20 protein-coding genes are annotated in these 18,875 nt (G+C 70.2%); 11 read left to right on the top strand and 9 right to left on the bottom strand.

Going from position 1 to position 18,875, the window contains the following annotated elements; translation table 11 throughout:
- Window positions 1-85 precede the first annotated feature (85 nt).
- Window positions 86-1,186: a D-alanine--D-alanine ligase family protein gene (locus tag QMO76_RS18500; protein ID WP_306362561.1), complete on the top strand. Its 1,101-nt coding sequence runs from the start codon at window positions 86-88 to the stop codon at window positions 1,184-1,186.
- 72 nt (window positions 1,187-1,258) lie between these two features.
- Here the strand turns inward: QMO76_RS18500 and QMO76_RS18495 are convergent, their stop codons facing one another.
- Window positions 1,259-2,059 (bottom strand): DUF3515 domain-containing protein, encoded by an 801-nt coding sequence (locus QMO76_RS18495; protein WP_306362560.1) that lies wholly within the window; start codon window positions 2,057-2,059, stop codon window positions 1,259-1,261.
- A gap of 213 nt (window positions 2,060-2,272) precedes the next feature.
- Here QMO76_RS18495 and QMO76_RS18490 point away from each other — a divergent pair, with 213 nt between their 5' ends.
- The 3 genes from QMO76_RS18490 to QMO76_RS18480 are packed head-to-tail and all read left to right on the top strand — an operon-like array spanning window position 2,273 to window position 4,292.
- Window positions 2,273-3,274, top strand: a complete 1,002-nt coding sequence (locus QMO76_RS18490) for a thiamine-phosphate kinase (protein WP_306362559.1) — start codon at window positions 2,273-2,275, stop codon at window positions 3,272-3,274.
- 39 nt (window positions 3,275-3,313) lie between these two features.
- Window positions 3,314-3,991, top strand: a complete 678-nt coding sequence (locus QMO76_RS18485; protein ID WP_306362558.1) for a uracil-DNA glycosylase — start codon at window positions 3,314-3,316, stop codon at window positions 3,989-3,991.
- 40 nt (window positions 3,992-4,031) lie between these two features.
- On the top strand, window positions 4,032-4,292 hold the full coding sequence (locus QMO76_RS18480) for a hypothetical protein (protein WP_306362557.1): 261 nt from the start codon (window positions 4,032-4,034) through the stop codon (window positions 4,290-4,292).
- Window positions 4,293-4,330: 38 nt separating this feature from the next.
- Here QMO76_RS18480 and QMO76_RS18475 read toward each other — a convergent pair whose 3' ends face one another.
- The 3 genes from QMO76_RS18475 to QMO76_RS18465 form a co-directional block, all read right to left on the bottom strand.
- Window positions 4,331-4,867: a GNAT family N-acetyltransferase gene (locus QMO76_RS18475; protein WP_306362556.1), complete on the bottom strand. Its 537-nt coding sequence runs from the start codon at window positions 4,865-4,867 to the stop codon at window positions 4,331-4,333.
- 75 nt (window positions 4,868-4,942) lie between these two features.
- Entirely contained in the window at window positions 4,943-5,134 is a 192-nt protein-coding gene (gene rpmB, locus QMO76_RS18470; protein WP_011210730.1) for a 50S ribosomal protein L28, read from the bottom strand.
- Between the two features lie 205 nt (window positions 5,135-5,339).
- Entirely contained in the window at window positions 5,340-5,822 is a 483-nt protein-coding gene (locus QMO76_RS18465) for a hypothetical protein (protein ID WP_306362555.1), read from the bottom strand.
- A gap of 142 nt (window positions 5,823-5,964) precedes the next feature.
- On the opposite strand from QMO76_RS18465, the gene QMO76_RS18460 reads away from it, so the two are divergent.
- The 5 genes from QMO76_RS18460 to QMO76_RS18440 all read left to right on the top strand — a co-directional run bounded on the left by QMO76_RS18460 (window position 5,965) and on the right by QMO76_RS18440 (window position 12,420).
- Window positions 5,965-7,662 (top strand): DAK2 domain-containing protein, encoded by a 1,698-nt coding sequence (locus tag QMO76_RS18460; RefSeq protein ID WP_306362554.1) that lies wholly within the window; start codon window positions 5,965-5,967, stop codon window positions 7,660-7,662.
- Window positions 7,663-9,927 (top strand): ATP-dependent DNA helicase RecG, encoded by a 2,265-nt coding sequence (gene recG, locus QMO76_RS18455; RefSeq protein WP_306362553.1) that lies wholly within the window; start codon window positions 7,663-7,665, stop codon window positions 9,925-9,927.
- 65 nt (window positions 9,928-9,992) lie between these two features.
- On the top strand, window positions 9,993-10,907 hold the full coding sequence (locus tag QMO76_RS18450; protein ID WP_306362552.1) for a DMT family transporter: 915 nt from the start codon (window positions 9,993-9,995) through the stop codon (window positions 10,905-10,907).
- 90 nt (window positions 10,908-10,997) lie between these two features.
- On the top strand, window positions 10,998-11,738 hold the full coding sequence (locus QMO76_RS18445; protein ID WP_306362551.1) for a FadR/GntR family transcriptional regulator: 741 nt from the start codon (window positions 10,998-11,000) through the stop codon (window positions 11,736-11,738).
- Window positions 11,719-12,420 (top strand): sterol desaturase family protein, encoded by a 702-nt coding sequence (locus QMO76_RS18440; protein ID WP_306362550.1) that lies wholly within the window; start codon window positions 11,719-11,721, stop codon window positions 12,418-12,420. The genes QMO76_RS18445 and QMO76_RS18440 overlap by 20 nt, the downstream gene beginning before the upstream one ends.
- A gap of 12 nt (window positions 12,421-12,432) precedes the next feature.
- Here QMO76_RS18440 and QMO76_RS18435 read toward each other — a convergent pair whose 3' ends face one another.
- Window positions 12,433-13,083 (bottom strand): response regulator transcription factor, encoded by a 651-nt coding sequence (locus QMO76_RS18435; RefSeq protein WP_306362549.1) that lies wholly within the window; start codon window positions 13,081-13,083, stop codon window positions 12,433-12,435.
- Window positions 13,080-14,243 carry a sensor histidine kinase gene (locus QMO76_RS18430; protein WP_306362548.1) on the bottom strand — a complete coding sequence of 388 codons (1,164 nt, stop codon included), beginning with the start codon at window positions 14,241-14,243 and terminating at the stop codon, window positions 13,080-13,082. Before QMO76_RS18430 ends, QMO76_RS18435 begins: the two co-directional genes overlap by 4 nt.
- 129 nt (window positions 14,244-14,372) lie before the next feature.
- On the opposite strand from QMO76_RS18430, the gene QMO76_RS18425 reads away from it, so the two are divergent.
- Both QMO76_RS18425 and QMO76_RS18420 read left to right on the top strand, forming a co-directional pair.
- Complete coding sequence (locus tag QMO76_RS18425; protein WP_306362547.1) at window positions 14,373-15,329, top strand: SDR family NAD(P)-dependent oxidoreductase; 957 nt, start codon at window positions 14,373-14,375, stop codon at window positions 15,327-15,329.
- Window positions 15,330-15,452: 123 nt separating this feature from the next.
- Entirely contained in the window at window positions 15,453-15,752 is a 300-nt protein-coding gene (locus tag QMO76_RS18420; protein WP_306362546.1) for a DUF1540 domain-containing protein, read from the top strand.
- A gap of 151 nt (window positions 15,753-15,903) precedes the next feature.
- On the opposite strand, the gene QMO76_RS18415 is transcribed toward QMO76_RS18420, so the two are convergent.
- The 3 genes from QMO76_RS18415 to QMO76_RS18405 form a co-directional block, all read right to left on the bottom strand.
- On the bottom strand, window positions 15,904-16,620 hold the full coding sequence (locus tag QMO76_RS18415) for a hypothetical protein (protein WP_306362545.1): 717 nt from the start codon (window positions 16,618-16,620) through the stop codon (window positions 15,904-15,906).
- Window positions 16,621-16,922: 302 nt separating this feature from the next.
- Window positions 16,923-18,341: a short-chain fatty acyl-CoA regulator family protein gene (locus tag QMO76_RS18410; RefSeq protein ID WP_306362544.1), complete on the bottom strand. Its 1,419-nt coding sequence runs from the start codon at window positions 18,339-18,341 to the stop codon at window positions 16,923-16,925.
- Between the two features lie 260 nt (window positions 18,342-18,601).
- Window positions 18,602-18,775, bottom strand: a complete 174-nt coding sequence (locus tag QMO76_RS18405) for a DUF1737 domain-containing protein (RefSeq protein WP_306362543.1) — start codon at window positions 18,773-18,775, stop codon at window positions 18,602-18,604.
- Window positions 18,776-18,875: the final 100 nt, after the last annotated feature.

The following is an 18,875-nucleotide window of genomic DNA, read 5'->3' as shown; positions in this document are numbered from 1 at the left end:
GCGGCACCGTTGGCGTCCGGTTCGAGAGCCGGGCGAGTCACCCGTGTAACCGAAGCGTCATCGGTGACCGGGTACGGTTCCGGGCATGACCAACAGGATCCGGGTGGCGGTGGTGTTCGGCGGGCGGAGCAATGAGCACGGCGTGTCGTGCGTATCGGCTCGCACCGTGCTGGGCAGCCTCGATCCCGAACGGTACGAGCCGATTCCGATCGGGATCACGCGCGAGGGCACCTGGGTGCTGGGTGGTAGGGACCCGCGGGAGCTGAGCGGCAAGGCGCGGGAGCTCGCGGTCGAGGCGTCCACGGGGACCGCGCTCACGCTGGCCGTGGACCCCAGCCGGTCCGGGCAGCTGGTGCCGGTCGGCGGTGGCGAGCTGCTCGGCAGCGTGGATGTGGTGTTCCCGGTCCTGCACGGCCCCTGGGGTGAGGACGGCACCCTGCAAGGGCTGCTGGAACTGGCCGGTGTTCCGTATGTGGGTCCGGGCGTGCTGGCCAGCGCGGCCGGTATGGACAAGGAGTTCACCAAGAAACTCCTTGCCGCCGAAGGACTTCCCATCGGCACCCAGGTGGTGCTGCGGCCCGGTGCGCCCACCCTGAGCGAGGCCGACAAGCGTCGGCTCGGACTGCCGGTCTTCGTCAAGCCCGCACGGGGCGGTTCCTCCATCGGCATCACCAAGGTGGTCGCCTGGGACGATCTCGACGCCGCCGTCGCCACCGCCCGCGAACACGATCCGAAGGTGATCGTGGAAGCCGGGATCGTGGGGCGCGAAGTCGAGTGTGGCGTACTGGAATTCCCGGACGGCCGGGTGGAAGCCAGTGCGGTGGCCGAGATCCGGATGCCGGATGCCGATCCCGCCGCCGAGGGGCCCGGATTCTACGACTTCGACACCAAGTACATCGACGACGTCTGCGAATTCGATGTCCCGGCCAAGCTCGACGACGATGTGGCGGCGCGGATCCGCGAGCTGGCGGTCCAGGCGTTCCGGGCGCTGGACTGCCAGGGGCTGGCCCGCGTCGACTTCTTCGTCACCGCGGACGGTCCGGTCATCAACGAGATCAACACCATGCCCGGTTTCACCTCCATCTCCATGTACCCGCGCATGTGGGAGGCCACCGGCATCGACAATCCGACGCTGGTGAGTACGCTCATCGAGACGGCGCTGGCGCGCGGCACCGGGCTGCGCTGACCGTGCGGGCGATAGGGTGCCGCTCCGGTACCGCCCGATTCGCCAAGCCCTGAGCGGGTCGGCTTTCGGCAGCTAGTTCGGCAGCTCGCCCGGATCGAGCGGCTGCGCCGGAACCGTGTCGGTGATCGCGTTCGAAATCTCCTGGAGTGGAGTCGGACCCGCACTGTCGGGCATGGTGACCGCGATATACGTGCCCCGGTCGACCGCGATCCACGTCCCCGACGTCACCCCGCTGGTCTCGTCGCGCACCGCGAACCAGTTCACCCCGTTGACGACCTGCAACGGCGACGCCCGGTGGAACTCCAGCGGCCGATCCAGCCCGCAGCGCAGCACGATCGGCTCCCCGCCCTCGGGCAGCTGCCATGCCTTGGTGGCGGGCGGCGCGGGCTCCACCAGCTCCGAGGTGGTGTAGTCGCCGATGTCCCCGGGCAGCGCGGGCAGCAGGGCTGTGCACGCCGGTCCGTCGGCCCCGGGCGCGGGCACCGACCCGAGCGCCAGGGGTTCCCGCGTCACGTTCTGCCGCGCCACCACCGCCATCACGATCACACCCACCAGCAGCGCGATGGGCAGCGCGACGGCCGTGGCGATGAGTGCGGGCGAGCGGCCCGTGTCACTCGATTCGGCTGCCGGGCCGTCCGATTCTCCGACCACGGCACCCGACTCGTCGGCCGCGACCTCGGACGTGTCGTCGTCGGGCTCGTCGACCGGGTCGTGGGACTTACCGAGCGAGGTTCGTGCCGGTGCCGCGTCGGAGTCGTGCGCGGCCGTGTCGTCGGCGTGCTCGCCCCGCGACCGGCTGTCGGGATCGCCGGGTCGCGCCGACTGCTCGGCGGACGTGGGTTCCGTCTCGTTCCCGTGCGTGTCCTTGCTCATCCGGTCCGACATCCTCGATCTGCTCGGCCGGGCGGTGGCGTCCGGCTGGTGGTCTGCGAGTGCAGGGACGAGGGTACCGTCGGTTGGTCCACCACCCGCAGCGCACTCGGCCGTAAGGAGACCGTCATCACCGGCAGGAGCAATCGAGACGTCGGCGGGCCTGCCGCGCGGGGAAGCGGCGGGCCCGCCGCGGCCGGAATCGGGGGGAGCGCCATGCCCGGTGGCGGCGGTGCCGCGCCGGAGCGTGCGGACCGCGCCGAGCCGGTGACGGTGGCCGAGTTCGGGGAGTTCGCGCTGATCGCGGCGGTGAACGCCGGGCGGGAGCAGGCTCCGGGCGTGCTGCTGGGGCCGGGCGACGACGCCGCCGTGGTGGCCGCACCGACGGGCAGGTTCGTCGTGACCACCGACATGCTGGTGGAGGGCAGGCACTTCCGGCTGGACTGGTCGAGCGCATACGATATCGGGCGCAAGGCGATCGCCCAGAACGCCGCCGACGTGGTGGCCATGGGGGCCACGCCGAGCGCGTTCGTGGTGGCGCTGGGCTGCCCGGCCGAGACCCGGGTGGATTTCGTGCGCGATCTCGCCGACGGCATGTGGGCGGAGATCGCGCGCTGCGGCGGTTCCGTCGCCGGGGGCGATATGGTGCGCAGCGCACAGCTGGTGATTTCGGTGACCGCGTTCGGCGATCCGCACCGCGACCCGATCCTGCGGTCGACCGCCCGCCCCGGCGATGTGGTGGCGGTGGCCGGGCGGCTGGGCTGGTCGGCGGCCGGGTTGGCGGTGCTCAGCGCCGGTATCGACCCGGAACCGTTCGCGAATGTGGTTGCCGCCCATCGTGTTCCGCATCCGACCTACCGTGCGGTACGGGAGCTGCCCGCCGCCGCGCCGGTCTCGGCGCTCACCGACGTCTCCGACGGGCTGCTCGCCGATCTCGGGCATATCGCCCAATCTTCCAGTGTTGCCATCGATCTCGACTCCGCCGCGCTGCGCGACCCGGCCCTCGATCCGGTGTCCACCGCCCTCGACACCGATCCGCTCGACTGGATCCTCACCGGCGGCGAGGACCACGCCTTCGCGGCCACCTTCCGCGACCCCGAGAGCATTCCCGCAGGTTGGCAGCCGATCGGCCGCGTCGGCACGGGGTCGGGCGTGACCGTCGACGGCGCGCCCCGGCCCGGACCCGCCGGGTGGGAGTCGTTCGCTTCGGGTGGGTGAGGTTTCGCCGTGAATCCGCGCGCCGTATGTTATCCGGACATGGGTGCCAAACCACTGTCGGAGGTCATCGATTCGGGCTGGGCCGAGGCCCTCGAGCCGGTCGCCGACCGCATCGCCGCCATGGGCGAATTCCTGCGGGCCGAACTCGCCGCCGGACGCGGCTATCTGCCCAAGGGCGAAAACGTGCTACGAGCCTTCCAGCGTCCGTTCGACAAGGTGCGGGTGCTGATCGTCGGGCAGGATCCCTATCCCACGCCCGGCCACGCCATGGGCCTGAGTTTCTCGGTGGCTCCGGATGTTTCGCCGGTGCCGCGCAGCCTCGCCAACATCTTCTCCGAATACTCCAAGGACCTCGGCCACCCGACGCCGTCCTGCGGTGATCTGTCGCCGTGGTCGGATCAGGGCGTGCTCATGCTGAACCGCGTGCTCACCGTGACGCCGGGGCAGCCAGCCTCGCATCGCGGCAAGGGCTGGGAGGCAGTGACCGAGCAGGCGATTCGCGCGCTGGTGGCCCGGGACCAGCCCCTGGTGGCGATTCTGTGGGGTCGCGACGCCGCCACGCTCAAGCCCATGCTGGGGTCCACGCCGTACCTCGAATCCGCCCATCCCTCACCGCTGTCCGCTTCGCGCGGATTCTTCGGTTCTCGTCCGTTCTCCCGTACGAACGAATTGCTCGGTACCCTAGGGGCCGCCCCGGTGGACTGGCGTCTGCCGTGAGGGGTGTACCACCCGCCAGAGCCTATTCAGGAGCAAATGCATGCAGAGAAAGACCGCCCGCGGTGTCGTCGCCGCCCTCGCCGTGGGTGCCGCGTTCGCAGCCGTCCCCGCCGCCCAGGCCGCGCCGCTGACGCTGGAGCCCTACACCGCCCCGGCCGCCACGCCGTCGGAGGCCACACCCGTCGGCAGCATCTTCGACACCAACAGCGCCTCGTCGCTGTCGTCCGGAACGACCTCGACGCTCGCGTGCTTCGTGCAGTCGATCAGCCAGCAGGTGCAGTGCATCGGCGGTGCGGAGTAGCCGTCGGTGCGGCAGCCATTGATTAGGACAGCCATTGATTAGGAATGGTGCGGTAACGCTGCGGCGTGCCGCACCATTCGCACTTCCAGGGCCGGACTGAAGGCTTCCGCGCGGCGACCGCCGTCGAGAACGAAGCCGTACTTGCCGTAGAACGTCCGTGCGCGTGGATTCTCCTCGAACACCCACAGCGAGGTGTCGACATCGGGGACCAGGACGGCGCGCATCAGATCGTGGGCCAGTCCGGTGCCGTACCAGGCGGCGCGCACGTACAGGGCATTGACTTCGCGCGGGGTGGGCGCGGACTCGTCGAGCGACGGGCCACCGCTGCCGAAGCCGATGACGGCGTCGCCCGCTACCGCCACCACCGTGCGTTCCGGATAGCGCAGGCGCTGCTTCTCCAACTGCTCGGCGCGCCGGTCGACATCGAAGGCGTCGAGCACCTGCGCGGGAACCAGGTTCGCGTACGCCTCACGCCAGCAGGCGATATGGCATTCGGCCAGGCTGTGTACGTGCTCGGCCCCCAGCGGGAGCACCTGCCAGCGCTTCACTTCCTCCCCCTGTCGTGTGCGCGACACCACCCTACCGACGACAACGCCCCGGATCACCCTGTGACGGGCTCCGGGGCGTGGACGCTGTGGGTTGCTGAGAAATCAGCCGCGGACGACCTTGCCCGCCTTCAGGCAGGAGGTGCACACGTTCATGCGGCGGGTGTTGCCGGGGGCAACCTGCGCGCGCACGGTCTGGATGTTCGGGTTCCAGCGACGGTTGGTGCGCCGGTGCGAGTGCGAAACCGACTTACCGAAGCCGGGGCCCTTGGCGCAGACGTCGCAGACGGCAGCCATAGTCGCGAGCTCCTTCATGTCATGTGGGGACGCGCCGCACGAGGCGACGTGTCCGAAAACTTAATGTCGTGGACGTGCCCGCCAGCAGGTGGCTGGCGAACGCGGGCCGATGCCTGAGAGGGCAGGACCGGTGCCCCGCGTGAGGCAACCCTGCAAGAGTAACCACCTCGTGACGGCGATGTCCAATTGCCCCCCGGATCGTCCACTACAGCGGGGTCACCGTGAACGCGACCTCACCGGATTGTCCGATATGGGGTTGGTCGACGGTAACCCAGCCGACGATCTCACCGTAGCCCGGGGAGAAGATGGCCGATTTGCCGTCGTTCGTCCAGAAACCGGGGCCGTGCGGGGTGATGGATTTGGTCCCGGTCTGCCCGGTGGACTCGTTGCGCCAGTGCAGGGTGACGGTGAGCTGGCAGGATCCGACGCCGTACAGATCGGCCGCCACCGTGAAGGCGGCCGAACCGGGGTAGGCGTCGCCCTTCACCGAGGAGTCGACGACGGCGACGCACGGGCCGTTGGTGAGGGAATAGAGGGTGGCGAAGGGGCCGCCGGGCGCGGCGGCCGCCGGTGCCGCCAGGGCGACGGCGGTGGCTGTGGTCGCGGTGGCCACGGCCGAGCAGAGCGGTACTGATCGATTCGAGCGCATGATCGCCTCCGAACAACTGGCCTCGGTGATGTGTGTCACATCGCACGATAGTCCCCGGCCGCTACCCGGACCGGTGATCGACGGGGGTCGCGACATCGGAGGTCGGCGAGTTGTCGGGGTGGGCGACTAGGCTGGCGGCCGGGGGTTTCGCAGGCCATGACGTGGTGGAAGGACGGTGACGGTGCCCGGGGAAGGGGACGTGTTCGACGGTGCCGCGCTCACGCGCTGGGGGCAGCGCTGCCTCGAAGGACTCGAACGGCATCGCGACGAGATCAACGCGCTGAATGTCTTCCCGGTGGCCGACGCCGACACCGGCAACAATCTGCTGACCACCATGCGGGCGGCGGTGCGGGCGGCGGAGGCGGAGACCGGACAGGAACGGTCGACGACCGACAGCGCCGGGCCCAGCGCCCACTCGGTCGCCGTCGCCATGGCGCGGGCCGCGACGGTCGGGGCGCGGGGGAATTCCGGCATCATCCTTTCCCAGGTGCTGCGCGGTATGGGCGAGGCCGTGACCGCCGGTCCGCTCACGGCCGAATCGCTGCGGCATGCGCTGCGCCGCGCCGCCGTGCTGGTGCGCGAGGCGCTGAGCTCGCCCGTCGAGGGCACCATGCTCACCATCCTCGACCGGGCCGCCGAACACGCCGCCGACTGCGCCGAGGACTCGCTGCCCGCCGTGGCGCTGGCCGCCGCGGACGGCGCTGCCAAGGCGCTCGGCGAAACCCCCACCCTGCTGGGCGTCCTCCGCGAGGCGGGCGTAGTGGACGCGGGCGCACGCGGATTGCTGGTGCTGCTGGACGAACTCGTCGCGGCCACCGGCGGGCGCATGCCGGTGCGCCCGGCGTACGTCCGCCGCCCGCCGGACCGCGGCGGATCGGCCGATGCGGGCGCGGCGGGTCGGAGTTCCGGCCCCGCGGTGGCGAATCGCGCCGTCCGGCCCGCTGCCCGCCCGGCGGCCGATGACCCCGGCGCGGCCGTGCCCGTGCCGCAGTACGAGGTCATGTACCTGCTGACGCGGACGGATGAGCGGCGGGCGGGGCGGTTGCGCGAAGCGCTTGCCGGACTGGGCGATTCGGTGGTCGTGGTGGGGGACGGGGGCGGGGCGTGGTCGGCGCACGTGCACTGTGCCGATGCCGGGGCGGCGGTGGAGGCCGGACTGGCGGCGGGGGCGCTGAGCCGGATCCGGATCGAGACGCTGGCGGTGTCGGCGCACGCGTCGGCGGGGCCCGCGGATCGCGGAATCCTGGCCGTGACTTCGGGTTCGGGTGCGGTGCGGCTGTTCGAGGACGCCGGGGCCACGGTATTGGAGGGTGAGGTCACCGCGGAGCAGCTGCTGGCCGCGATTCGTGCCCTCCCGCACCGCGAGGTGCTGGTACTGCCGAACGGCGCGCTGCCCGCGCACGAACTGGTCGCGGTGAGTGTGGCCGCCCGTGACGGCCATCGGGATGTGCTCATGCTGCCGTGCGCTTCCACCGTGCAGGGGCTGGCGGCGCTGGCCATGCACGATGCGGGCCGCTCCGCCGCCGACGATGTGTTCGCCATGTCCGAGGCGGCCGCCGTGACCCGCTGGGGCGCATTGCGAGTGGCCGCCGAACGGGCCCTCACCATCGTCGGCACGTGCGAAGCCGGCGACGGGCTCGGGCTCGTCGGCCACGATGTGGTGGTGATCGATCCGGATGTGCGCTCCGCCGCGCGCACCCTGCTGGACCGGATGCTCGGTCTCGGCGGGGAGTTGGTCACCATGCTGCTCGGCGCGCCCGCGCCCGCCGGGCTGGCGGAGGAATTGACCGAGCACATCACGGCCGGGTTCCCGGGCGTGGAGGTGGTGGTGTACCCCGGCGGTCAGGCCGGGGATCTGGTGCAGATCGGGGTGGAATAGATGGCGACACTGGCCGACCGGCTCGACCACGTGCTCGGCGTGAAAGCCGCCGAGCCGCTGGCGGACGCGTTCGACATGCACACGGTCGAGGATCTGCTGCGCCACTATCCGCTGCGCTACGCCACCCAGGGCCAGCCGCTCACCGAGGAGGCCCCGGAGGAGGGCGCGCACATCACCGTGATGGGCCGCGTCGCCAAAACCGAACTGCGGCCGATGAAGAACCGCCGCGGCAGCCTGCTCAAGGTGGCCCTGGACACGGGCGGCCCGCGCCCGGTGGACATCACCTTCTTCAATGGCGACAAGGTGAAATACCTGGTCAAGGATGGGGTCAAGGCCATGATGTCGGGCACCGTGCACTGGTGGCGGCCCGATCGCTGGAATCTCTCCCATCCCGACTACCTGATCTTGCCGGACTCCGGCGACGGCACCGTGGAAAGTCTCACCACGGTGCGTGGCGGCGGCGCGTTGCGCGGCTTGGCGCAGACCGCCAAAGGCAAAGGGGGCGTGGATGTCTCGTTCTTCGAACGCGAGTTCATCCCGGTCTACCCCGCCACCGCCAAGGTGCAGAGCTGGGATCTGCTGCGCTGTATCCGGCAGGTCCTCGACCAGCTGGACCCCATCGACGATCCGCTGCCGGAGGAGCTGCGCACCGAGCACGCCCTGATCGCGGTCTCGGACGCGCTACGCCTCATCCATCTGCCCGAGCACAAGTCCGATATCGAACAGGCCAGGGGCCGTTTGCGTTTCGACGAGGCGCTGGCATTGCAACTGGTGCTGGCCGAACGCCGCCACGACGTGGAGGGCCGCACTGCCCGCGCCTGTCCGCCCCGCACGGACGGTATCGCCGCCGCCTTCGACAAGCAGCTGCCCTTCGAACTGACCGAGGGGCAGCGCACCGTGATCGGGGAGATCTCCGCCGACCTGTCGCGCACCCACCCCATGCATCGCCTGCTCCAGGGCGAGGTGGGCTCGGGTAAGACCATCGTGGCCTTGGAGGCCATGCTCCAGGTGGTGGACAACGGCCGCCAGTGCGCCATGCTGGCCCCGACCGAAGTGCTTGCCGCCCAGCATTATCGGTCATTGCGGAAAATGCTCGGCGAACTCGGCGCCGCCGGTGAGCTGGGTGCGGCCGACCAGGCCACCAAGATCGTGCTGGTGACCGGCTCCATGTCCACCAAGGAGAAGAAGGCCGCCCTGCTCGACGCCATGACCGGCGAGGCGGGCATCGTGATCGGCACCCACGCGCTGATCCAGGACAATGTGGAGTTCCACGATCTGGGCATGGTGGTGGTCGACGAACAGCACCGCTTCGGGGTGGAGCAGCGGGATGCGCTGCGCGCCAAGGCCAAGGACGGGGTCAGCCCACATCTGCTGGTCATGACCGCCACCCCGATTCCGCGCACCATCGCCATGACCACCCTCGGCGACCTGGAGACCTCCACCCTCACCCAGCTGCCGCGCGGCCGCTCACCCATCACCACCAAAGTCGTTCCCGCCAAGGTGAAACCGACCTGGGTGGACCGCGCGTGGGAGCGCATTCACGAGGAGGTGCGGGCGGGCCGCCAGGCGTATGTGGTGTGTTCGCGCATCGGCGGCGACGAAGAGGAGAACGGCAAGAAGAAGGGTAGGGCCGCGACCGAGAAGGAGGGCTCGACCACGCACGCGGTGGTGGATGTCTACGACATGCTCCGCGGCGGCCCGCTCGCGGATCTGCGGGTCGGCCTGCTGCACGGCCGCCTGCCCGCCGATGAGAAGGACAGCGTCATGCGGGCCTTCAACGACGCGCAGATCGACGTGCTGGTGTGCACCACCGTCGTCGAGGTCGGCGTGGACGTCCCGAACGCCACCATCATGGCCATTGTCGACGCCGACCGCTTCGGGGTGAGCCAGCTGCATCAGCTGCGCGGTCGCGTCGGCCGCGGCGAGCACGCCGGTCTGTGCCTGCTCATCACCGAGACCAATCCGGTCGGCTCGGCCATGGCCCGGCTGGAGGCGGTCGCCGCCACCACCGATGGTTTCGAATTGGCCGTGCTGGATCTGCGGCAGCGGCGGGAAGGCGATGTGCTCGGTTCGGCGCAGTCCGGCACCGCGCGCTCGCTGCGGCTGCTGTCGTTGCTCGACGATCTGGAAGTCATCACCGCCGCACAGCAATTGGCGCGTGAGGTGGTCGAGTCGGATCCGGGATTGACCGCACATCCGGGGCTGGCGGGCATGATGCATGCCGCCGTGGACTCCGAGCGGCTGGAGTATCTGGCCAAATCCTGAGGCCGCGCGCGGGGAGTGGAGAAGCGCGGGGGAGTGGAGGACGGCGGGGGAGCGGAGGACACAGCGTGGTAGCCATCGACGTCGATCGGGCGTGGCAGTCGCCGGAGCGCCGGCCGTTTCGGCAGCGGGTGGCGCAGCAGGGGCTGGGTGGGGTGCCACCCACCGCCCTGGTGCTGGCCGGGATCGTGAGCGTGCAGATCGGCGCTGCCTTCGCCAAACAGCTGTTCGCCGTCACCGGTCCCGCGGGCGCGGTCAGCCTGCGTCTGGGTTTCGCCGGAATCGTGCTGCTGGTGCTGTGGCGTTCGGCGCTGCGCATCGAGCGCCGCGCGATTCCGGTGGTGCTCGCCTACGGGGGTGTGCTCGCCCTGATGAATCTGTGCTTCTACGAGGCCATCGACCGGATTCCGCTCGGCATGGCGGTGACGCTGGAATTCCTCGGCCCGCTGGCCATCGCGCTGGCCGGATCGCGGCGGTGGATCGATCCGGCGTGGGCGCTGCTCGCCGGTGGCGGCGTCTTCCTGCTCACCCGTTCCGACGGTGCGGTGGTGTGGTCGGGTGTGCTGCTGGCGCTGGCGGCGGGCGCTTGCTGGGCGGGCTACATTCTGCTGTCGGCCAAGCTCGGCGAACGTACCAGCGGCGGTGGCGGATTGGCGCTCGCCATGGCCTTCGGCGGCATTGTGATGGCCCCGGTCGGCATTCTGGACGCGGGGGCGGCGCTGTTGCAGCCCGCCGTGCTGGCGGCGGGTTTCGCGGTGGCCATGCTCTCGTCGGTGGTGCCCTATTCGGTGGAGTTGGAGGCGCTGCGCAAGATTCCGGCGCGGGTGTTCGGGGTGCTGATGAGCCTGGAGCCCGCGGTGGCGGCGCTGGCGGGTCTGCTGGTGTTGGGGCAGGTGCTGAACTTCGGGCAGTGGGCGGGTGTGGTGTGTGTGGTGACCGCGTCGGCGGGGGCCACGCGGACGGCGGCCGAACCGGAGATCTAGGGGGCATCTCCCCGATCCGTGCGGGAATTGGCGGGGCAATATTGGTCTGACCACTTGACCTCTTACCAATTATCGACGTAGCGTCGGGGCATGGCGTTGCAGCGCATCGATCGCAGAACCGTTCCCGACGAGGTCTTCGAACAGCTCGTCGACACCGTGCTCGATGGCGAGCTGGCACCGGGGGCGACACTGCCCGCCGAGCGGCAGCTCGCCGAGGCGCTCGGCGTCTCCCGGCCCACCGTGCGCGAGGCATTGCAGCGGCTCGCGCACTCCGGACTCGTCGAGGTTCGCCAGGGCGGCGGCACCACCGTGCGCGACTTCCGCCGCTTCGGTGGCCTGGATATGCTGCCGCGCTTGCTCTTCCGGCGCGGCGAGCTCGACAACGCGGTGCTGCGCAGCATCCTGGAGGCCCGTGCCGCGCTGGGGCGCGAGGTGGCCGGACTGGCGGCCGAGCGGGGCGGCGCGGCCGTGCTGCCCGCACTGCGCGCCGACCTGGACGAACTGGCGGCCCACCGGGATCCGGTCGCCCGGCAGCGGGTGGCGCTGGCCTTCTGGGATCACCTGGTGGATGCCGCCGACTCCATCGTCTACCGGCTGCTCTACAACAATCTGCGCGCCGTCTACGAGCCCGCCATCGAGGCGCTCGCGGTGCTCATGGCCGCCGAGGTCGCCCGCGTCGACCGCTACCGCGCCATCGCCGATGCCGTCGCGGCGGCGGACAGCACCGCGGCCCGCGCCGCCGCCACCGATCTGCTGTCTACGGCGACAACGGAATTCGCCACATTGATCCGCCGTCTCGAGGAGGCGTCCCATGACACCGAACGATCCTGACCGCACCGCCCGAGCCCGCCCGGCCGCCGGGGCGGCGCGGTCCGCCCGGCGCGCCGGTCTCTCCCTGCCAGATGCGTTCCGGCTCTTCGTGCGTCAGCCCTCGCCGTGGATCATCGCGGCCCTGTTCGCGACGGCGCTGGCGGCCCGGATCGCGGTGGGGGACTGGCGGATCACCGACGCGCTGGTCCCGGTGGTGATGCTGGCGCTGTTCCCGCTCGCCGAATGGCTCATCCACGTGTGCGTGCTGCACTGGCGGCCCCGCCGGATCGGCCGTCTCACCGTCGATTCGCTGCTGGCCCGCAAACACCGTGAACACCATCGCGATCCGCGCGACATCCAGCTGATCTTCATCCCCTGGCAGACCTTCCTGTGGCTGATCCCGGCCCTGGTCGCGATTGCCGCGCTGGCCTTCCCCCGCCCCGGCCTGGGGCTGACCTTCCTGGTGGTGCTCGGCCTGCTCGGCCTCAACTACGAGTGGACCCACTACCTCGTGCACACCGACTACCAGCCCACCGGCCGCCTCTATCGCGCCGTCCGCCGCAACCACCGCCTGCACCACTTCAAGAACGAGCACTACTGGTTCACGGTCACCACCTCCGGCACCGCCGACCGGGTGCTGCACACCTACCCGGATCCCGGCTCGACCCCGAACTCGCCGACCGCGAAAGCCTTGCACCAGTAGGCAACCGGACCGTCAGCGCCGACCGTGTCCGAGCAGGGCGAGCCGGACGCGATTGTCGGCGCCGGTCTTGGCCATCAGGTTCGTGACGTGGGTCTTGACGGTGGTGACGCCCACGTGCAGCCGGTTCGCGATCTCGCTGTTGGACAGGCCCTCGGCCACCAGGTCGAGCACCTCCCGCTCGCGGACGGTGAGGTCGGCGACGGATGCGGCGGGGGCGGGCTCGGTCTCGGCCTCCGTCCGGGCTGTCACGGCCGAATCCAGCACGCGCCGCAGCACATCCGGTGTGAAGGGGTGGTCACCCGCGGCGGCTCGGCGGATGCCCGACAGCAGTTCTGCCGGGGAGGCGTCCTTCACCAGGAACCCGCAGGCTCCGGCGGCGAGTGCGGGGTAGAGGTGATCGTCGTCGTCGAAGGTGGTCAGCACGACCACGCGGGCGGTCGGGCGGTCGGCGAGAATGCGAGCGGTGGCGCGGATGCCGTCCATACCGGGCATCCGCAGATCCATCAGCACCACATCGGGGGCCAGCCGCGCGGCCAGCCGGACCGCCTCGGCTCCGGTGGCGGCCTCGGCGACCACCTCGAGGTCGCCGGCGGTCTGGCAGAGCATGCGCAGCCCGGCGCGGACCAGCTGCTGATCGTCGACGACGAGCACCCGGACGGTCACGGCGCGACTCGCGACCGCGTGGGCAGATAAGCGGTGACCTGCCAACCGCCGGACACGGCTGCGGCCGTGAACACGCCGCCGAGCAGCTCCACGCGCTCGCGCAGGCCGATCAGGCCGACGCCGGGTGGGCCGCCGCCGGTGCGTGTCGCCGAACCCTGGTCGCGCAGTGTGAAATCCACCTTCTCGTCATGACGGACGATCGTGAGGGTGGCGTGCGCTCCCGCCCCCGCGTGCCGCACGGTGTTCGCCAAGCCCTCCTGGGTGAGGCGCAGCAGCGTCAGCCCGGTGAGCGCGTCCACATCGGTGATTCCGACGTCCACTTCGGCGTGCGTCCGAATCCCCAGCCGCCGTGCGCGCTCGACGGCCGCGGCGATGGCCTCGGGCAGATCCGCGGGGGCGAGGAAGGATTCGTCGTCGCCGTTCGGATCACGCAGGACGGTCACCAGCTTGCGCAGATCCGCCAGCGTTTCCCTGCCGCTGGCGTGGATATCGTCGAGCACCTCGAGGACGGCGGGCGGAGCGTCGGGCAGGGCGTGGCGGGCGATGCCGACCCGCAGCACGGTGGAGGACACGTGATGCGCGATGAGGTCGTGCAGTTCCCGCGCGATGGCGGTGCGTTCCAGCGCCCGCGCGGCGGCCACCTCGGATTCGCGGCGCTGGGCCAGGTCGTCGGCATGGCGTCGGGCGCGTTCGGCGCTGTCCCGCGCGGTCCGCAGTAGGGCGCCGATGAGCAGCGGCAGTCCGGCCATGACGGCGGCGCGATAGCCGGTGGCGGCCACGCTCTCACCGGGATGCAGCAGGTACGCGCCCGCGAGCACGGCCGCGCCGAGCAGCGGCCGCCGGCCCCGGTGCCGCGCGGCGAGTTCGGTGAGCGCGATGGCGGCGGCGACCTTGGCGACCACCGGGCCGGTGTGCCCGAATTCGAAGCCGAGCATGAGCACGCCGGTGGTGGTCAGCGAGGTGGCCAGCGGCCATCGCACCCCACCTGCGGTGAGCAGCACCGAGGCCAGGGCGATGGTCCAGTCGACGGGATCGGTGGTTCGGGAGAGCAGCAGCAGGCATCCGGCCGCGAGAGCGGTCAGCACCGCCAGTCGGATCGGAATCGACCGGGCATCGAGTACCCACTCGATACCGCGCCGCATTCCGTTCGACTCCACCACCCTTCACATCCTGCCCGCTCGTACCCGGCCCCGTCTCCTACCCGGGGAGGAAACGGCTCCTCCCCGCGGCCGCCGGGACGAGCCGCCGGTCGGATCCGCCGCCAGGTCGGACGGGGCATCGTTGCCGGCATGAGCGATGCGACCGAGACCCAGCCCCCTGCCGACGACTCCTCGAAACCCAACCGCCGCAAACTGTTCGGCCTGACCGCCTCCGGTCTGGCGGTCGGCGCCGCGGCCGGGTTGGCCGGGGGAGTCGCGCTGGGGGCCGACTCCAATCCGCCCCGAACGCCGCCGACCGGGCGACCACGCTTCGAGGACAAGGTGGTGCTGATCACCGGGGCGACCTCGGGCATCGGCGCGGCGGCGGCCCGACAGTTCGCCGCCGAGGGTGCGCGGGTCGCTTTCTGCGGCCGCCGGGTCGACCGCGGTCAGGCGGTGGAGCGCGAGATTCGCGCGGCGGGCGGGGAGGCCACCTATATCCGCGCCGACGTACTGGTCGAGAACGAGGTTCGCGAATTCGTCGACACCGCCGTGCGGAAATACAACGGTCTGGACGTGGCATTCAACAATGCGGGCATCACCATCCAGCGGAAGCTGCACGAATACAGCGCCGAGGATTTCGATCGCGTGATCGGCACCAACCTGCGCGGTGTATTCCTGGCCATGAAATACCAAGTGCCGCATATGCTGCGCGCCGGGGGTGGCACCATTGTGGTGACATCCTCCAGCAATGCGCTGGCCACCGATGCCGATCGCGCCGCCTATACCGCGAGCAAACGCGCCCTGGTCGGCCTGGTGCAGTCGGCCGCCCTGGACTACGCCGCCGACGGCATCCGGGTGAACACGCTGGTACCGGGCACGACGGACACCGAGTTGGTATGGCGGGCAAGTGGTTTGGAGGCCATGCCCGCCGCCGCGCGGCAGGTGTTCCTGAAACAGTGGGCCAGTTCGAATGTTCCGGGCCTCGGCCGGCTCGCCACCCCGGAGGAGATCGCCGCCTTCGCGCTCACGCTCGCCTCACCCGAGCACACCTATCTCACGGGTGCGCAACTGGTGATCGACGGCGGAAAGACGGCACACGCCTGAATGGTGTCCGGTGCGGTCAGGCAAGGCTGACCTTGCTGTTTATCGGGGCGGAACCGATATAGGATCACTGGCGGATCCCCCGTGGGTCAGCCCGCCCACGGGCCCAACGGCACGGAGGAATTCATGACCACATTGGAAATGCCTCACGTCAGCGAATGTACGGTCACCGATTGCTCGTACAACCATGATGGCTGCCACGCCTACGCGATCAATGTCGCCGGGGAGAACGGCCACGCCGACTGCACCACCTTCATCCCGCTCTCCAGCAAAGGCGGGCTGGACCGCGTCACCTCCATGGTCGGCGCCTGCCAGCGCGCCGACTGCACGCACAACAAGGATCTCGAATGCACCGCGCCGGAGATCCGCGTCGGTCTCGGTGCGTCCGACCACACCGCGAACTGCCTGACCTACTCACCGGCCTGAGTGCCGCGACAGCAGCGCGACTCGACCGCCTTGACGCGGTCGGGCCGCGTTCGGCGCGCCTGCGACGGGCGGGACCGTCCAGGTAGCGGCGGACAGTGGCGGGTGTCCGGGCCGCGACGCAGCTCGCGCGAAACTCTGGTCGGAGCAGCCGTCAGAAGTAGACGCCCGGTACGCAGTAACCCGTGACCAGCTGGCGGTCGCCATAGCGGACGACGGCCGGGTCCCACTGCGCGCCCAGGCCCTGGACGAAGGTCCGTGCCACCTCGAGATCGGCACGATCGGCGATGAGGACGAGGGTGCCGTCCTCGGTGACCGAGCCGCCGCCGAGCCGCTCCCGCGCCGTCGGATCCGCCAGCAGCGCGTCGTGTACGCGGGACAGCTCGACACCCGGCACCCGCACGAGGAATCCATCGGCGCGCTCGTCGTTGGGCGGGAGGAACTCGATGCCGACCACGGCCTCCTGGCTGTAGCGCACCCGCAGGTCGTCGGCGATCCAGCACAGATTGTCGCGACCGGTGCAGGCCAGTTCGAAACGCCGGGCGGGCTCGTAGGTGAGCTGGCGCGTCCGCTCCGACCAGTACACGCCGTCGACCGGCTCGGAGTACACCGTGAGCCCGAGTTCCATCGCCGCCGTGAGGTTCACCTCCAGCTCGAACTGGGTGAGCGGATCGTCCAGCCGGGGATCGGCCGGGTCGGTGATGGTAGCGGTGTTCCACGTGCCGATCAGCTCCGCGGTGGGCCGCAATGGATCGTCGGGGGCACATGACCACGGGCCGTACGCCTCGGCGGTACCGCCGCCCGCCGTGAGCAGCGCGCCGGTGAGCGCGAGCACGGCGGCGAATGCGGCGACGATTCTGCTGCTGATCATTCGGCTGCACCCCCTCGACAGGGCCGACCCGACGACCGCTCGGGCAAGTCGGGCAGCCCCCACAGTCTAGAACCGGACCGCACGCCCCGGCAGCGCATTGCCCACGATCGATGGTTCCCGCACCGGCACTGGCCCGTCCACAACGGCCGGTGACCGGTGGGCCGCACTGTGGTTCGCCCGTCGCCAGGGTGCCGATACCGTCGTGCGCACGCGCACCGGCTCATCCGGCGTCACCGGACGACGCCCGAGACCGCCGCCGTCGGGCGTGCGACGTCGTGTGGTTGGACCGCCCCGGCTGGATCTCAGTGCGGCAGGCGCGGGTAGGGCAGATCGGTGCAGGTGGTCTCGCTGACCGCCAGGGGGCGTCCGATCTGGGGGAACGCGCGCTGGGGGCAGTCGGGGCGCTCGCAGACCTTGCAGCCCGCGCCGATGGGGACGGCGGCGGGGTCGTCGAGTTGCAGGCCCTGGGAGTACACCAGGCGGTCGGCGTACTCCAGGTCGCAGCCGAGGCCGATGGCGAATTCCTTGGGGCCGGTGCCGAATCCGTGCGGGGCGGGGTTGGTGGTGCGCGCGATCCACAGGTAGCGGCGGCCGTCGGGCATGGACGCCACCTGGGTGAGGGTGCGGCCCGGGTTGGCGAACGCCTCGTAGACCACCCACAGCGGACAGCTGCCGCCCACCCGGGAGAAGTGGAATGCGGTGGCGGACTGGCGTTTCGAGATGTTTCCGGCGCGATCGGTGCGGATCAGGAAGAACGGCACGCCCCGGTGTCCCTGTCGCTGCAGGGTGCTCAGCCGGTGGCAGACCGTTTCGAAGCCGACCTCGAATCGCAGGGCGAGCAGGTCGATGTCGTAGCGCAGCTCCTCGGCGCTGCGCAGGAACTTCCCGTACGGGAGGACGAGCGCCCCGGCGAAGTAGTTGGCCAGTCCGATCCGGGCCAGCGCGCGGGATTCGCCCACCAGCGAAGGGGTTTCGTCGAGCACCTCGTCGAGGAGCTGTCCGTAGAGCAGGAAGGCGAGGGTGGTGGCGATCTGGAAGGCGCGTTGCCCCGGGCGCAGCCGCCGCGCCAGGGTGAGGGTGCGGGTTTCCTTGTCGTAGTGACGTTTCGGGATATTCGGGTCGGCCCCGTCGCCGCGCACCAGGACGGTCACGCCCGCGCGTTCCTCGGCCACCCGCGCCAGCTGCCGGTCCAAGGATCCGATGGTGAGCCCGCATTCCTCGAACAGCCGCTCGGCCGCCAGATCCAACTGTGCGATGTGATTGTGGTGGTCGTAGAAGAAGTCCCGCACATCCTCGTACGGCATGGGCACGCCGGGCGCTCCGCTGGGGGCGGCCACCTTGGAGGACAGCAGGTCCAGTTGGTCCGTGGCGGCCCGTAGTCGCCGGTGCATGGCGACGATGATCTTGGCGACCTCGGGTAATCGGGTGGCGAGGTCTTCGACCTCGGCCACCGGCGCGGAGTTGCCGCCGCTGGCCTCGACGAGCACCTCGTGCAGATCCGAGACCAGCCGGGCATCGGAGTCCGCGGCGAAGAACTGCACATCGAGGTCGAATGTCGAGTTCAGTTTCAGCAGCACGGGGATCGTGAGGGGTCGCTGATCGCGCTCGAGCTGGTTGAGGTAGCTGGGGGACAGGTCCAGAGACTTCGCCAGCGCGGCCTGGGTCATCCGCCGTTCCTCGCGCAACCGCCGTAGTCGGGCACCCGCATACATCTTGCGCACGCGTGGCACTCTACCCAGACGACTTCGCAATCATCGCAATTTCGCGCGGGTTCGTTCCCCGAAATCTGCTACTGCAAGGTATTTTCGCGCCACGCCGAGAGTGCGTAGCGTGCGAAGAAAGGGTCGTTGCTCCACTTATGGGCAAACCACATGAAGACCCATATAGTACGTGTTCCCGCCGCCGCCGAGGCGTTTCCGCGGCAGGAATCTCGACCGGGAGCGTTTGCCGAGGTCACTGCCGGCGCGTCGCGCCCGCCCGCTCAGCGATCGAGGACGAGCGCCTGCGCGGCGATCACCGCGGCGCCGTTGAAGGTGATCGACGGGGAGCCGTGCAGCCGGTAGCCCTCGTCGAGCAGTGCGCTGACCCGGGCGCAGAAGGTCGCGTCGTCGGGACCGGTGATGAGTCGGTAGCGCAGCGGCGTGTTCGCGGTCATGACACCGATTCTAGGGTGCCGGTCGCCCGTGCTCGTGCGGGTAGGAAACGTCCAGTTATTGCGGAGTGGCTCTGTATTCGCAGACCAGTTGCCGACATTC

The organism is Nocardia sp. CC227C, assembly GCF_030767025.1.
Lineage (GTDB): Bacteria > Actinomycetota > Actinomycetes > Mycobacteriales > Mycobacteriaceae > Nocardia.
Note: the sequence above shows the minus strand (reverse complement) of the source record. Positions and strands in the feature narration are given on the sequence as shown.

What these genes read in the sequence shown, in the direction of transcription:
- QMO76_RS18500 (WP_306362561.1), top strand. Translation starts at nt 86, where the DNA reads ATGACCAACAGGATCCGGGTGGCGGTGGTGTTCGGCGGGCGGAGCAAT.
- QMO76_RS18415 (WP_306362545.1), bottom strand. Translation starts at nt 16,620, where the DNA reads ATGATCAGCAGCAGAATCGTCGCCGCATTCGCCGCCGTGCTCGCGCTC.
- QMO76_RS18425 (WP_306362547.1), top strand. Translation starts at nt 14,373, where the DNA reads ATGAGCGATGCGACCGAGACCCAGCCCCCTGCCGACGACTCCTCGAAA.
- recG (WP_306362553.1), top strand. Translation starts at nt 7,663, where the DNA reads ATGGCGACACTGGCCGACCGGCTCGACCACGTGCTCGGCGTGAAAGCC.
- QMO76_RS18440 (WP_306362550.1), top strand. Translation starts at nt 11,719, where the DNA reads ATGACACCGAACGATCCTGACCGCACCGCCCGAGCCCGCCCGGCCGCC.
- QMO76_RS18485 (WP_306362558.1), top strand. Translation starts at nt 3,314, where the DNA reads ATGGGTGCCAAACCACTGTCGGAGGTCATCGATTCGGGCTGGGCCGAG.
- QMO76_RS18420 (WP_306362546.1), top strand. Translation starts at nt 15,453, where the DNA reads ATGACCACATTGGAAATGCCTCACGTCAGCGAATGTACGGTCACCGAT.
- QMO76_RS18495 (WP_306362560.1), bottom strand. Translation starts at nt 2,059, where the DNA reads ATGAGCAAGGACACGCACGGGAACGAGACGGAACCCACGTCCGCCGAG.
- rpmB (WP_011210730.1), bottom strand. Translation starts at nt 5,134, where the DNA reads ATGGCTGCCGTCTGCGACGTCTGCGCCAAGGGCCCCGGCTTCGGTAAG.
- QMO76_RS18480 (WP_306362557.1), top strand. Translation starts at nt 4,032, where the DNA reads ATGCAGAGAAAGACCGCCCGCGGTGTCGTCGCCGCCCTCGCCGTGGGT.
- QMO76_RS18445 (WP_306362551.1), top strand. Translation starts at nt 10,998, where the DNA reads ATGGCGTTGCAGCGCATCGATCGCAGAACCGTTCCCGACGAGGTCTTC.
- QMO76_RS18405 (WP_306362543.1), bottom strand. Translation starts at nt 18,775, where the DNA reads ATGACCGCGAACACGCCGCTGCGCTACCGACTCATCACCGGTCCCGAC.
- QMO76_RS18490 (WP_306362559.1), top strand. Translation starts at nt 2,273, where the DNA reads ATGCCCGGTGGCGGCGGTGCCGCGCCGGAGCGTGCGGACCGCGCCGAG.